Consider the following 13,957-nt stretch of genomic DNA (forward strand, 5'->3'; position numbering starts at 1 on the left):
TATTTCGGAGTGTAGCGCAGCCCGGTAGCGCACCTCGTTCGGGACGAGGGGGTCGAAGGTTCGAATCCTTTCACTCCGACCAGATTTCTAAAACCGTCTGTACCAGTGTACAGACGGTTTTTTATATACACTACAATATATGCTATTGTACTTTTATTGTGAATAATTAATCCTTCTATCTATACCAAAGTAAATTATATTATGCTGTATGGTAATAAATTTTTTCAAATTATTGTTTTTAAATTACTATTTATCACCCATTCTATTTGAGTAGCATATAACTGTCATTTAGTAATTAATAATGCTTTTCTGTTAAGTTATGTTGGCTTTATAATCAACAAATTATGTCTCTTATGGCTCATAATAAATTCTATACTCTGTAGTTTTTAAACACAAACCATCGAAAGATCAGTATGTTACCACTCGAAATTGAGGAAATGAATCCGCCACCGAAAAAACAGCGGTGGTATCAGGTTCTTTATGTACAGGTAATAATTGCCATTATTATTGGTATTTTACTTGGCAATTTTTTCCCCAGTGTTGGCGAAAGCATGAAGCCGTTGGGAGATGCTTTTATCAAGTTAGTTAAGATGATCATCTCACCGGTTATTTTCCTTACTGTGGTAACCGGCATCGCTGAGATGACCAATATGAAAACCATGGGACGAGTGGCCGGCAAGGCCATGGTTTATTTTCTGACCTTTTCTACGCTGGCTCTGGCTATCGGTTTGATTGTGGCCAATATTGCTCAGCCAGGTCATGGTCTGAATATTGACCCGAGTTCTTTACAAAGTGCAAAAGTACATGAATATGTACAGAAATCACATGAATCCAGCCTGACTGGTTTTCTGATGGACATCATTCCAACTACAGCGATGAGTCCGCTTACTAATGGCAATATTCTGCAAACTCTGTTTATTGCCATTCTGTTTGGTATTTCACTGGCATTGATTGGTGAAAAAGCCCGTCCGCTGATTAATATCTTTCAGGATTTATCGGCTCCGGTTTTCAAAATGGTGTCTATTCTGATGCGTGCGGCTCCAATAGGTGCGTTTGGTGCCATGGCGTTTACTATCGGTAAATACGGTATTAGTTCGATTGGTAATCTGCTCTATCTGATTCTGACTTTCTATATTTCTTCGGTGTTGTTTATTCTGATTGTGTTGGGTGCAGTAGCACGTTACAACGGTTTTTCGATTATCAAACTCGTGAAATACATTAAAGAAGAACTGCTGCTGGTACTGGGTACTAGTTCTTCCGAAGCGGCTTTACCTACACTGATGCAGAAAATGGAAAAAGCCGGCTGTCAGAAATCAATCGTGGGGCTGGTGGTACCAACGGGCTATTCCTTTAATCTTGATGGTACCAATATTTATATGACAATGGCTGCGCTGTTTATTGCACAGGCATGTAATATTGATCTTACTCTGGAACAGCAGGTTCTACTGCTGCTTGTAGCCATGCTCAGCTCTAAGGGCGCAGCGGGGGTGACTGGCGCTGGCTTTATTACACTAGCTGCTACATTATCTGTTGTACCATCTGTACCGGTAGAAGGCATGGCGCTTATTCTAGGTATTGACCGCTTTATGTCTGAATGCCGCGCCCTAACTAATCTAGTAGGAAACGCCTGTGCCACGATTGTGGTGGCTCGCTGGGAAAAAAGTTTGGATTCAGAACGCCTACATGAGGTATTGAACAAATAGCTCTTTCGGAGCATCACGGCTCATGTCAGACAATAGTAGGTAATAAGTGATGGAATAAGTATTTCGTCACTTATACTAATACATCCAATAAAAAAAGACCCGTTAAATTAAACGGGTCTTTTTTTATAGCTTAAATCAACCGACTTTCATACCGGGTTGGGCACCACTATCCACATCCAGTAAAAACAATTTGCCATTTCCGGCGGCAGAAGTAATCATGCCTTCTGACATACCGAATTTGGCCATTTTACGAGCTGCGAAATTGGCCACCACAATAACCATGCGGCCGACCAGTTTTTCCGGCTCTGGATAGCTGGCCGCGATACCAGAAAAGATGGTGCGTTGTTCAAAACCAAGGTCTACCTGAAATTTCAGTAATTTGCTGCTACCTTCCACTTTTTCACAGCTCATTACTTTGGCGACGCGCATATCAATTTTCATGAAGTCGTCAAATGAAGCGGTGGCAGCCACGGGTTCATACGAGGCTGCCGGAACCTCTGCTGTCGGCTGGATATTCTGACGATTGGCGGCAATTAGGTCATCTATCTGTTTTTGTTCAACACGCTGCATGAGATGCTGATAGGTATTAATGCTGTGTCCGGCAGGTAATACAGAAGTACTATCAGACCAGTTTAACGGAGCCACATTAAGAAAGGCTGCCGCTTCAGTGGCCAGTTGCGGTAATACAGGTGACAGATACACTGTTAGGATACGGAAAGCATTAATCAGCTCGCTACATACCTGCTGTAACCGTGCTTCCTGCCCTTCTTGCCGTGCCAGTTCCCATGGTTTGTTGGCATCGACATATTCATTCACCACATCAGCCAGTGCCATGATTTCACGCAGAGCGCGTGCATATTCGCGTGCTTCATAGCTTGCGGCAATGGTTTCACTCTGTGCCTGCAACTGCGGCAGTAATGAGCTGGTGCTGACGTCTGTTAATTTACCTTGAAAACGCTTGCTGATGAAACCAGCTGCGCGGGCGGCAATATTGACATATTTGCCGACTAAATCGCTGTTCACGCGGGCAATAAAATCATTCAGATTTAAATCCAGATCTTCAATTTTGCTGTTGAGTTTGGCAGCAAAATAATAACGCAGCCATTCTGGATTCAAGCGTTGTTCTAGATAAGAACGTGCAGTGATGAATGTACCACGAGACTTGGACATTTTCTGCCCGTCAACGGTAAGAAAACCATGAGCAAACACACCGGTTGGTGCGCGCAGATTGGCATATTTCAATGTAGCCGGCCAAAATAGTGCATGGAAATAGAGAATGTCTTTGCCAATGAAATGATACATTTCGGTATCGGTATTAGGTTGGAACCATTGCTCAAAATCAACGCCAATACGATTACACAGATTTTTAAAGGAAGCCATATAGCCAATTGGGGCATCCAGCCATACATAAAAATATTTGCCCGGTGCATCCGGAATTTCAAAACCGAAATAAGGAGCATCCCGACTAATGTCCCAATCACTCAGATTGTCATCATCCAACCACTCTTTCATTTTATTCAGGGCTTCTGCCTGTAGGTGCGGTTGCATGCGGCCATCTGCCAGCTGAGTACTGCCGGAAGTCCATTGCTTCAGATAATCAGCACACTCGCCAAGTTTGAAGAAGAAGTGTTCTGACTCTTTCAGTACCGGTGTCGCACCGGAAATTGCTGAATACGGCTTAATTAGCTCAGTTGGGCTATAGGTCGTGCCGCAGACTTCACAATTATCACCATATTGATCTTTTGCATGGCATTTTGGACATTCGCCCTTTACAAAGCGGTCTGGCAGAAAAAGATTTTTTTCTGGATCGAATAGTTGTTCAATCGTACGGCTTTCAATTTTGCCATTGGCTTTTAAGGCCAGATAGATGCTGCGTGATAAAGCTTCGTTTTCTGGAGAATGGGTGCTGTAATAGTTATCGTAGCCAATGCCGAAACCACTAAAGTCAGCCAGATGGTCTTCCCGTACTCTGGTAATCATTTCTTCTGGCGAGATGCCTTGCTTTTGTGCCGCCAACATTACCGGAGTGCCGTGAGTATCATCGGCGCAGACGTAATAACATTCGTGGCCACGTGCTTTTTGAAAACGTACCCAGATATCGGTCTGGATGTGTTCTACCATATGTCCCAGATGTATGTTGCCATTGGCGTACGGCAAAGCTGAGGTAACCAGTATTTTGCGTTGTTGTGTCATGATTTGCTGTATCGTTGAAATTCACTAAAAACTGCTGAAATTATACCAGAGCCTTTTTGCTGCAACAGTAATGACCACTGGCGGTTAAATGGATATTATTTCGCCTGTTGTTGCAAAAGGCTGATGCGGGCTGCAAGGCGAGCAGTATCGTCGCGCAGCATTTCAATCTGTGCGGCAAACTGCTGCAACTGAACTTTGCTCACAACCACTGCATCACTCTCCTGCGCATAGTCAGCAATCTGTGCTGCAATACTCTGACTGATGCCACGCCCCTGCTGATATAGATTTTCCAGCTCCAGCGCTGCTTTCCCGCCGATGGCATCGCCAAAGAGCCGCGCCAAATCATCACGCCAGTCATACTGTAATGCCTGTATCAACGGCAGAATGGCCATGCCCAATGCATGGTCGCCAGTAATGGCAACATCACCAACTCCCGGTTGTTGGCCAATAAGCATTTTAGTCAAAGCAGTGGAAGCAATGGTAATGATAGTTTCAGCTTCAGCGTTGTCTTCTTGCCAGAAACCCTGAGCATCGATGCGACCTTTGAGTGTCAGCATTGGTAGCACCAGTGCTACTACCCGTTGCTGGTATTGCTGCCAGCTGGCTTTCAGTTCAACATTTTGCTGAATAAGGTGATTCAGTACTGCCAAAGTCAGCATAATGTATCTCTTATCTGCTGCGCCCATTGCGGAGTCACCCATTTCACCGCATCACGTGGCTGCCAGTGGCGTAACTGATCTAATAACGCTGCAGGTGTTGTGGCTTTACACAGTAAATCCATGTTTTCTGGCGGCATGAAACCAGCGGCAACTGTGTTTTGCAACATTTGAATCAATGGATCAAAAAAACCGGCTACATTCAGAATTCCTACTGGATGCGGATGCAGCTTGAGCTGTGCCTGTGATAAGACTTCAAATAATTCTTCATAGGTACCCAGTCCACCGGGCATGGCAATGAAGGCATCAGCCAGTTCTATCATTTTGTTTTTGCGCTCTGTCATATTAGAAGTTTCATACAGTTCGCTTAGCCCCGGATGTGCGCCTTCAAGATTTTTCAAAAAGCCAGGAATTACGCCTATGGCTTCTCCGCCATGGTCGAGCACAGATGAAGCGATGGTACCCATCAGACCGATATTGCCACCTCCGTAAACTAGACGATAGCCTTGTTGTGCCATTTCTTTGCCCAGTTGCTGGGCTGCATCGAAATAGGCTTTATTCTGTCCCAGATTGGAACCACAATAGACAACGATATTTTTCATGCTTGTTTTGTCTCCAAGTCAGAGGCGAATATTATCAGTTAGTATCAATTATTAGCTTTACATTCATATTACTGCCTGCGGATAAGAACCGATTATTTTTAGGAATGCTGAACGTTGCTGTAAGGCAGTCAATGCGGCGGCTACATCAGCATCTTGCTGATGGCCCTCAATATCAATAAAGAAAACATATTCCCATAATCCACCACGACTGGGGCGGCTTTCAAGTTTGGTCATGGATACATGATGGTCTGCAAAAGGCTGGAGCAAATCATGTACGGCACCTGCTTTGTTGGGTGCAGCTACAATCAATGAGGTTTTATCGCGCCCACTGCTAGTGGTGACATTGCGCCCAAGTACGAGAAAACGGGTTGTATTGTTGGGTTCGTCTTCGATATTCTGAGCCAGTATCCGCAACTGGTAATGGTCTGCTGCCATTAGAGAAGCAATGGCGGCAGCGCTACTGTCAGCAGCAGCCAGCCGTGCTGCTTCGGCATTACTGGCAACCGCAATGCGAGCTGTTTGCTCGGGCAGATTTTTATCCAACCAGCTTCGGCACTGTGCCAGTGCCTGCGCATGCGCATAAACTTTAGTAATGTTTTCTGTGGAATCGATGATACGCAATAATTGATGATGAATGCGTAGATTAACTTCACCACAAGCTTTTAATGGAGTGGTTACCAACAAATCTAGGCTGCGCCCGACGGAACCTTCGGTCGAATTTTCAATTGGCGTGACAACATAATCGGCTTGTTGTGCCTCTACCAGACGAAATCCTTCGTCTATTGAAGTGCATGGCTGTGTCTGCGCGGCCTGACCAAAGTGTTTGATCGCTGCTAGCTGGGTAAAGGTACCCTGCGGACCAAGATAAGCAATGGTCAAAGGTCGTTCCAGCGCCAAACATTCACTCATAATGGCTCGCTGTAAACGGGCAACCGCCTGACTGGATAGTGGTCCAGGATTCTGCTCCTGTATACGGCGCAAAACAATTGCTTCGCGTTCAGGACGATAGACGATTCCTTCTCCTTTTAAAGTACCGATAGCCTGAGCGTGGCTGGCACGCTGGTTCAGTAAGCGCAAAATTTCGCTGTCTATCTGGTCTATGGCATCGCGATGTGGTTTGAGTTTATCGTTATCAGACATAATTAGTAGTGTTTTAATTGTTGTTCAGAAAAACATGAAAAAGGCAGCCTGCTGCGGCTGCCCATAATCAACGGTGCTTTTTCTGCCACGCAGTGCGCGACAGAGCCCATAGTAAAATGGCACCGCAACTAGTAGAAATCAGCATCATGGTGGGCATCACATGAGTCGAACCATTATGCAGCAAGGTAGTCAGCCAGCCAACAGTAGCGGCGATCAAAAATTGCATGGTTCCGAGTACAGCATTGGCACTGCCACCGATTTTACGGAAATAGCTCATAAAACAAGCCTGAGTATTGGAACCAATTAAACCCTGTGAACCGATGGAAAACATAATCAGACCCAATAGCAGAAAAAATGGTGGCCGGTTCATGCTCCACACCACGATGGTCAGCAGTAAATTACAGCCTAGTTGTAGCAGCACACCACTAAGCAGAATATTGCGTGCCGGCGTCGTACGCAGACGGTAAGCTGTGATCCGATTAAAGAGCATCATGGTAATCACATTAGCACCGAATGCCCATGAATACTCATGCGGACTCAGGCCGTAGATATTCATGTATAAGAAAGACGATTCGGTGAGAAAAACAAACATTGCCGCAAACGCAGCAGTCTGAAAAAACATGAACCCCAATGCCTCGCGCTCATGGAAAACCATTGAAAAATTCTGTTTTATCTTATGAAATACCTGACTATCTAACGGCTGAATATCCATTTTGACCTGCGGCATAAAGCGCCACACGCATAGCAGCACAATTAGAGCATAAACCAGCAGAAAGATAAAAATAACACGCCACCCACCTAATGCCGCCAGCGCCGTACCCAGCATCGGTGCAGCTAACGGAGCAGCAAGGGTAATGATACCAATGGTGGCAAACATTTTTGCTGCTTCATTTCCATGGAAAAAATCACGCACGGTTGCGCCAACAGTAACCGTAGCCATGCCGCCACCAATGGCCTGAATCCAGCGCCAAAACAGCAGCTCATCTGCTGAATCAATGAATACAATGGCAATGGCTGAAAGCAGGTAAACGCTCAGGCCAATCATGGCAATGACCTTACGTCCTTTAATATCGGATATTGCTCCCCCAAATAGTTGTCCCAGTGCCACGCCAAACATAAAGCTGGCCAAACTGCGTTCAATCTGATCGATAGGTGCATGCAGAGAAGAAGCCATTTCCGGCACAGAAGACAAATAAATATCTGTAGAAAATGGCATAATGGCCACCATCACTGACAATAAAAAAGCCAAATGATGCGGATTGATTAATAACTGATTGGAGGTTGCTTTCATAACCATTCTCTCCGTTGACAGCAGGCTAAACCTTTCAGGTACTCAGTAATGCCACCAGTACAGCTTTGATGGTGTGCATACGATTTTCTGCCTGCTCAAATACGATAGATGCATTACTTTCAAATACATCCTCACTCACTTCAGCACCATCCAGAGCAAACTCTTCAAAGAGCCACTGACCTATGCCGGTATCACGATTGTGAATAGCGGGCAAACAGTGCATGAATCTAACATTGGGATTGTGACTAGCAGCCAGTAACTGTGAATCTACGCGATAAGACTTTAGCTGCTCTATCCGTTCCCGCCACACTTCTTTGGCCTCACCCATCGATACCCAGACATCAGTGTGGATAAAATCGGTTTGATCGACTGCGGCGGCTGCATCTTCGGTTAAAGTTATCCGCGCTCCAGTCTGCTCAGCTATACTACGACACTGACTGACTAAATCATCGTTTGGCCAGAAAGCACGTGGTGCGCCGATGCGTACATCCATTCCCATTTTGGCACCGGCTACCAGCAAAGAATTACCCATGTTGTAACGCGCATCACCCACATAGGTATAAGCAATCTGGTTTAGAGATTTTTTACAGTTTTCCTTCATAGTCAGCAAATCAGCCAACATCTGTGTCGGATGGAATTCATTGGTTAATCCGTTAATCACCGGCACACCGGCAAATTCTGCCAGCTGCTCGACAATCTCCTGACCATAACCTCGGTATTCAATCGCATCATACATGCGACCAAGAACACGTGCGGTATCACGAATGCTTTCCTTATGACCAATCTGACTGCCGCTACTGTCCAGATAAGTTACATGTGCTCCCTGATCGTGTGCTGCCACTTCAAAGGCACAACGGGTACGGGTAGAAGTTTTCTCAAAAATCAGAGCAATGTTTTTACCGCTTAGACGGGGTTGTTCCACACCGATTTTCTTTTCGGTTTTCAGTCTCGCCGCTAGGTCGAGCAGATTGTGAATTTCAGCTGGCGTATAGTCCAGCAGTTTTAAAAAATGTTTCTGGTTCACCGTACTCATTATTTTCTCCTTATTTATGTAGGCAGGCATCAGGCCAAGCCAGCTGCTGAAGCATGTTTTCATATATTGCCGATAACTGTGCCAGCGCAGTAATATCCACGCACTCATCAATCTGATGAATGGTCGCATTAACCGGCCCTAGCTCAATGAGTTCCCGAGCTATGTTTTTAATGAAACGGCCATCAGAAGTACCGCCCGTGGTAGACAGCTCGGCATCTACACCGCAAACAGACTTGATGGCTTTCTGCGCTACGTCGGTTAAACGACCGGCAGTCGTTAGAAAAGGCTGTCCGGACAATGTCCAGTCTATATCATAGTGTAAATTATGCTTATCTAAGATAGTGTGTACACGCTGACGTAGATTTTCGGCACTGGATTCAGTGGAAAAACGGAAGTTAAACTGCACAGTAAGCTCGCCTGGAATCACATTGGTGGCACCAGTACCGGCATGTATATTGGAAATCTGAAAACCGGTAGGAGGAAAATAGGTATTACCATCATCCCAGTGCATGGCAGTGAGTTCAGCCAGTGCTGCCGCTGCTAAATGGACAGGGTTGGCGGCCAGATGCGGATAAGCCACATGTCCCTGCCGGCCGTGCACCCGTAATGTGCCAGATAAGGAGCCACGCCGGCCGTTTTTAATCATGTCCCCCAGTGTATCTACAGCAGTAGGCTCACCAACAATGCAATAATCAATCAGTTCACCACGCTGTTTCAGGGTTTCGACCACACGTTTGGTGCCATCGTGTCCGTCACCCTCTTCATCTGAAGTAATCAGCATAGCCAAACGCAGTGGCAAATCCGGCTGTTGCAGTAGTAAGCGTTCGCAGGCAGTAATAAAAGCCGCGACACTGCTTTTCATATCAGCAGCTCCGCGGCCAAATAATTTGCCTTCACGCTCTGTCGGCGTAAATGGAGGCGAGTTCCAGCGGCTTTCATCACCGGCCGGTACCACATCGGTGTGTCCGGCAAAGCATATCAGCGGCCCCTGATTGCCCCATCGCGCATAAAAATTATCGGTCTCTCCAAAACGCATGGTTTCAATGTTAAAACCAAGTGCGCTGAGCCTGCTCATCAGCAGAGGCTGGCAGCCATGATCATCTGGTGTGACAGACGGCTGTGCAATCAATGCCTTGGCCAGTTTCAGTGTTTCTATTTCCATTATCATAAACTCAATAAAAAATAACTTCAGGCAGCTTGCACAGCTGCCTGAAAACATATTACATCTTTATAAACCAAATTTTCTGTCTTGCCAAACATTTACTTAAAAATTGACAAACCATGTCATCTTATTCATATACCATTTCAGCCCGTTTAACATTACACAGCAGCTCATAGGAAATAGTGCCGGCAGCAGCAGCCACCTCATTGACATTCACCACATCCCCCCATAATTCAACTTCGCTGCCAAGAGACTGGCGGTGGTCATCCAGCTGTACTGTCATCATATCCATAGAAACTCGCCCCAAAACACAGCTACGTGCTCCATCTATGGCCACAGGTGTACCCGTTGCCGCACGACGCGGATAACCGTCAGCATAGCCGCAAGCCACCAACCCGACGCGGGTTGAACGTGAAGTCACAAAGCTGGCACCATAGCCGATTGGCTCTCCCATCTGCAAAACACGCTCACCAAATACTTTACTTACCAGCCGCATCACCGGCTTAAAGCGGCTGTCAGTTCCACCCATCGGCGAAATTCCGTACAGCGCCAAACCAGCACGTCCCCAGCCGCATTGGGTTTGCGGATACGCCATAATCGCGGCAGAATTGGCCAAACTGACATCTCCAGGCAAATCGGCACATACCATCTCGAACGTGTGAATTTGTTCTGCAGTCATGGTTTTCATAGGTTCATCAGCACAGGCAAAATGAGTCATTTTAACCACTTCAGCTACCTTATCACTTTGAGCCAGTGCCTGATAGGCCGGTGCATAATCATGCGGAAAAAAACCAGTACGATGCATGCCCGAATCCATTTTCAGCCATACCGTTACCGGTTTTTGCCAGTTGTGCGCCAACAATGATTCCAGCTGCCATAAATTACCCACTACCGGCCACAATCGATATTGATCAACCAGTGCATATTCTTCCTGCGCAAAAACACCTTCCAGCATAACAATAGGTATTTCTATACCCGCATTACGCAACTCTACCGCCTCGTTGATGCAAGCCACTGCAAAACCATCGGCCACATCAGCCAGCGCCTGTGCACAACGTACCGCCCCATGGCCATAGGCATTGGCCTTCACCACAGCCAGCATTCTGCCGCCGCCATGCATCTGTTTCAGAGCCAGAAAATTATCACGCAAATGATTTAAACGAATATGCGCAACTAACGGACGCATTATTGATCCCCTGTATTGATGTCTGTCATATTATTGTTTCAGTAAAGCAATGCCGGTAAGCGGACCAAACTGTGCCAGTTTACACAAAGGCCCGCGCTGCTGTATATCATAACGCCACAGATTACCACCCAAATCGGTAATATAGATTAGCGAATGGACAAAATCCGCAGCCAGCCCGATTCCTTCCTGTAAACCGGTAGCCAATACCTGATGGTCTCTCAGCCCGTCTGCACAGATGGCTGCACAATTCAGGCTATTTCCCCCAGCAGCATCGAGACCTCTGTCCGTCCAGTACAGCATCTGGTTGACATGGTCTATTTCCAGATCAATAGGTTCGGGCAGATTATCCAGTACCGTCTCAATATCGCAGCGGGTCGCAGCATCAAATTCAGCTTCCGGCTGCAGATGGGCTCGCAGAATGCGACCTTCTCCGCCTTTCGGCCGCCCTTTCTGTGTCCAGTAAAAATAATTATGCTGCTTATCCAATGCAATGCCCACACAATGACGCGCATAATCATGCGCATCTCGCGGATATAACCCAGTTTGTACCAGTACATCCGTTTTTCCGCTTCGCAAATCATAGCGGCAGACACGCATTCCCTCACGGTCACACCAGTAAAGCTGACCCTCATCTTCATCAAACACCAGTTGCTTGCCGGTAACAAACAAACCATGTCCAACCAGCTCATGCCGCTGCTGTCCATCGAGCGAAACTTCAGCAATCATTCCATCGGCCTGAAAAAATTCCAGAGAATCCGGTTCTTTTATTCGACCCATACTAGAATAAAACAATCGTTGATGGTGGATATCAACAGCAATTCCATCTGGAAAATCATGCAGCTCATCAGCCAGAATCTGGTGTGCTCCCGTCTGAGGATTGAATTCGATTATCCTGCCAACAGGTGCAACTTCCAGCAACAAAATTTTATCGTCAGCCATATACAAACCTTTTCAACAGGATAACCTACATTTTCCGGCCGGAAAATTGGAGCCTGTCAGATTAATAATATATTAACCGTAATGATAAAACTTTTTACATCCTGTGTATGCCACAGACTGTTAACCAGACCGAACTATCTGACATATCTACACATATCGAGCTAACGACAAATCACCAGTTTCAATTTCCGGCTTCACTCCGCTAATGATATCTGCCAAAACTTTTCCCGAACCCAGCCCCATCGTCCAACCCAGCGTACCGTGGCCGGTATTCAGCGACAGATTCACAAACCGGCTGGCACCGATAATCGGCGTACTATCCGGCGTCATCGGCCGCAGGCCGCTCCAGAAAAAAGCTTCCGATGTATGGCAACTGCCAGGAAACAGATCATTCACCACTAAATCTAACACCACCTTGCGAGCCGGATTTAAATGAATACGATAACCCGATAATTCAGCCATTCCACCAGCACGGATGCGTTCATCAAAACGTGTCACAGCCACCTTATAGGTTTCATCAATCACCGTAGAAACAGGAGCTTTATCCTTATCAATGATAGGAATTGTCAGTGAATAACCTTTTACCGGATAAACAGGCAAATTTATTCCCAGTTTACGCATCATACTGCGGCTGAAACTTCCCAAAGCACAAACATAATGGTCCGCATTAAACCACTGACCATTTGCCTCTACCCCTTTAATCGAACACTTATCCTGCCGGATATCAGTAATCGCATGCCGATACAGAAATTTTACCCCCAGCGCCTCACATTTCTCAGCCAGACGGGTGGTGAATAAATGACAGTCTCCAGTACCGTCTTGAGGCAAATACAGAGCACCAGCTAACCTGCCGGCCATATGAGCCAATGCCGGTTCATACTGCGTACATTCCGTCACGCTGTTTAGTATCTGCAACGGCACACCAAAATCCTGTAAAACAGCAATATCCGAACGCGAATCAATCACTTCTTTTTCGGTACGGAAAATCTGCAACGTACCCTGCCGGCGTCCTTCGTACTGAATATTCTCTTCAGCTTCCAGCTGCCGCAACATTTCTCGGCTATATTCTGAAATACGAACCATACGTTCTTTATTGGTCGCATAGCTTTGCGCATTGCAATTGCGATACATCTGCCACAGCCAGCGTAGCTGAAACAGACTGCCATCAGGCCTGATCAGCAGCGGGGAATGTTCTTTAAACAACCACTTACTTATTTTGGCTGGTATACTTGGTGCAGCCCACGGCGTGGTATAGCCATAGGATAACTGGCCGGCATTAGCAAAACTGGTTTCCATTGCTGCTTGATCAGCTCGCTCCAGCACTGTTACCTCATGACCGGCCTTGGCTAAATACCAGGCAGTGCTTACCCCAACAATACCTGCCCCCATAATCAGAACTTTCATTACATTAGCTCCCTGAAAATCAAACCGGAATATCGCGGCTGTTTAATGGCAGAATCCTGAAAATAAACTGTTTAGTAACTTCTCCTAGTGTAAACAAAGAATGATAGTGAATTTCACTTTATTTTTACCAAAAAAAGGTGTATTTTAATAATTTATCACATTCAAACTACAAATTAATCATGCACCAGATTGATAAAGTGGACATGAAGATTTTGTCCTTACTGCAAAAAAATGCCCGCACCACCATGACCGAACTGGCCGATAAAGTAGGATTGTCTACCACTCCGGTTACCGAACGAGTACGGCGGCTGGAACGTGAAAACATCATTACGGGCTATCACGCTCGTCTGAATCCACGTGCCCTGAATCAAAGCCTGCTGGTATTTGTCGAAATCAAACTGCGTTCTAAATCCGGCAACATCTTCGAGGATTTCCGGCGAGAAGTTTTGACCATTCCGCAAGTACTGGAATGCCATCTCATATCTGGCGAATACGATTACCTAATTAAAGTGAGATTGCCCAATATGCACGCCTACCGCAATATGCTGGGCAATATATTGCTCCAGCTACCTGCGGCAGCCGAAAGCCGCAGCTATGTGGTAATGGAGGAAGTAAAAGAAGAACAACTACTACACCTAGAATAAAATC

General features: G+C 46.1%; 12 protein-coding genes and 1 tRNA gene. 3 read left to right on the top strand and 10 right to left on the bottom strand.

Annotated features, from left to right (window positions below; translation table 11 throughout):
- Nucleotides 1–5 precede the first annotated feature (5 nt).
- Nucleotides 6–82 (top strand) — tRNA-Pro (locus J3U64_RS05240).
- Nucleotides 83–413: 331 nt separating this feature from the next.
- Nucleotides 414–1,703: a dicarboxylate/amino acid:cation symporter gene (locus J3U64_RS05245; RefSeq protein WP_100140473.1), complete on the top strand. Its 1,290-nt coding sequence runs from the start codon at nt 414–416 to the stop codon at nt 1,701–1,703.
- 135 nt (nt 1,704–1,838) lie between these two features.
- Here J3U64_RS05245 and metG read toward each other — a convergent pair whose 3' ends face one another.
- The 10 genes from metG to J3U64_RS05295 all read right to left on the bottom strand — a co-directional run bounded on the left by metG (nt 1,839) and on the right by J3U64_RS05295 (nt 13,309).
- Complete coding sequence (metG, locus tag J3U64_RS05250; protein WP_267408538.1) at nt 1,839–3,896, bottom strand: methionine--tRNA ligase; 2,058 nt, start codon at nt 3,894–3,896, stop codon at nt 1,839–1,841.
- 95 nt (nt 3,897–3,991) lie between these two features.
- Nucleotides 3,992–4,555, bottom strand: coding sequence for a ubiquinone biosynthesis accessory factor UbiJ (locus J3U64_RS05255; RefSeq protein ID WP_267408539.1), 564 nt, complete (start codon nt 4,553–4,555; stop codon nt 3,992–3,994).
- Entirely contained in the window at nt 4,549–5,154 is a 606-nt protein-coding gene (locus J3U64_RS05260) for a TIGR00730 family Rossman fold protein (RefSeq protein WP_267408540.1), read from the bottom strand. Before J3U64_RS05260 ends, J3U64_RS05255 begins: the two co-directional genes overlap by 7 nt.
- A gap of 63 nt (nt 5,155–5,217) precedes the next feature.
- Entirely contained in the window at nt 5,218–6,294 is a 1,077-nt protein-coding gene (gene pheA, locus J3U64_RS05265) for a prephenate dehydratase (protein WP_267404156.1), read from the bottom strand.
- 67 nt (nt 6,295–6,361) lie between these two features.
- Nucleotides 6,362–7,585 (bottom strand): multidrug effflux MFS transporter, encoded by a 1,224-nt coding sequence (locus tag J3U64_RS05270; RefSeq protein WP_267404154.1) that lies wholly within the window; start codon nt 7,583–7,585, stop codon nt 6,362–6,364.
- 34 nt (nt 7,586–7,619) lie between these two features.
- Nucleotides 7,620–8,618 carry an ornithine carbamoyltransferase gene (gene argF / locus J3U64_RS05275; protein WP_267408541.1) on the bottom strand — a complete coding sequence of 333 codons (999 nt, stop codon included), beginning with the start codon at nt 8,616–8,618 and terminating at the stop codon, nt 7,620–7,622.
- 10 nt (nt 8,619–8,628) lie between these two features.
- Entirely contained in the window at nt 8,629–9,786 is a 1,158-nt protein-coding gene (gene dapE / locus J3U64_RS05280) for a succinyl-diaminopimelate desuccinylase (protein WP_416384981.1), read from the bottom strand.
- Between the two features lie 121 nt (nt 9,787–9,907).
- The gene (gene alr, locus J3U64_RS05285) at nt 9,908–10,966 is read right to left on the bottom strand and encodes an alanine racemase (RefSeq protein ID WP_267404150.1); all 1,059 of its coding nucleotides are present in this window, start codon (nt 10,964–10,966) and stop codon (nt 9,908–9,910) included.
- Nucleotides 10,967–10,996: 30 nt separating this feature from the next.
- Nucleotides 10,997–11,905 (bottom strand): hypothetical protein, encoded by a 909-nt coding sequence (locus J3U64_RS05290; protein ID WP_267404148.1) that lies wholly within the window; start codon nt 11,903–11,905, stop codon nt 10,997–10,999.
- A gap of 147 nt (nt 11,906–12,052) precedes the next feature.
- Nucleotides 12,053–13,309: a D-amino acid dehydrogenase gene (locus J3U64_RS05295; protein WP_100151806.1), complete on the bottom strand. Its 1,257-nt coding sequence runs from the start codon at nt 13,307–13,309 to the stop codon at nt 12,053–12,055.
- A 179-nt stretch (nt 13,310–13,488) separates the two neighbouring features.
- On the opposite strand from J3U64_RS05295, the gene J3U64_RS05300 reads away from it, so the two are divergent.
- Nucleotides 13,489–13,953 carry an Lrp/AsnC ligand binding domain-containing protein gene (locus tag J3U64_RS05300; RefSeq protein WP_100140483.1) on the top strand — a complete coding sequence of 155 codons (465 nt, stop codon included), beginning with the start codon at nt 13,489–13,491 and terminating at the stop codon, nt 13,951–13,953.
- The last annotated feature ends 4 nt before the right edge of the window (nt 13,954–13,957 follow it).

It is taken from the genome of Snodgrassella sp. B3800 (genome assembly GCF_026535865.1).
Taxonomy (GTDB): Bacteria; Pseudomonadota; Gammaproteobacteria; order Burkholderiales; family Neisseriaceae; genus Snodgrassella; species Snodgrassella alvi_E.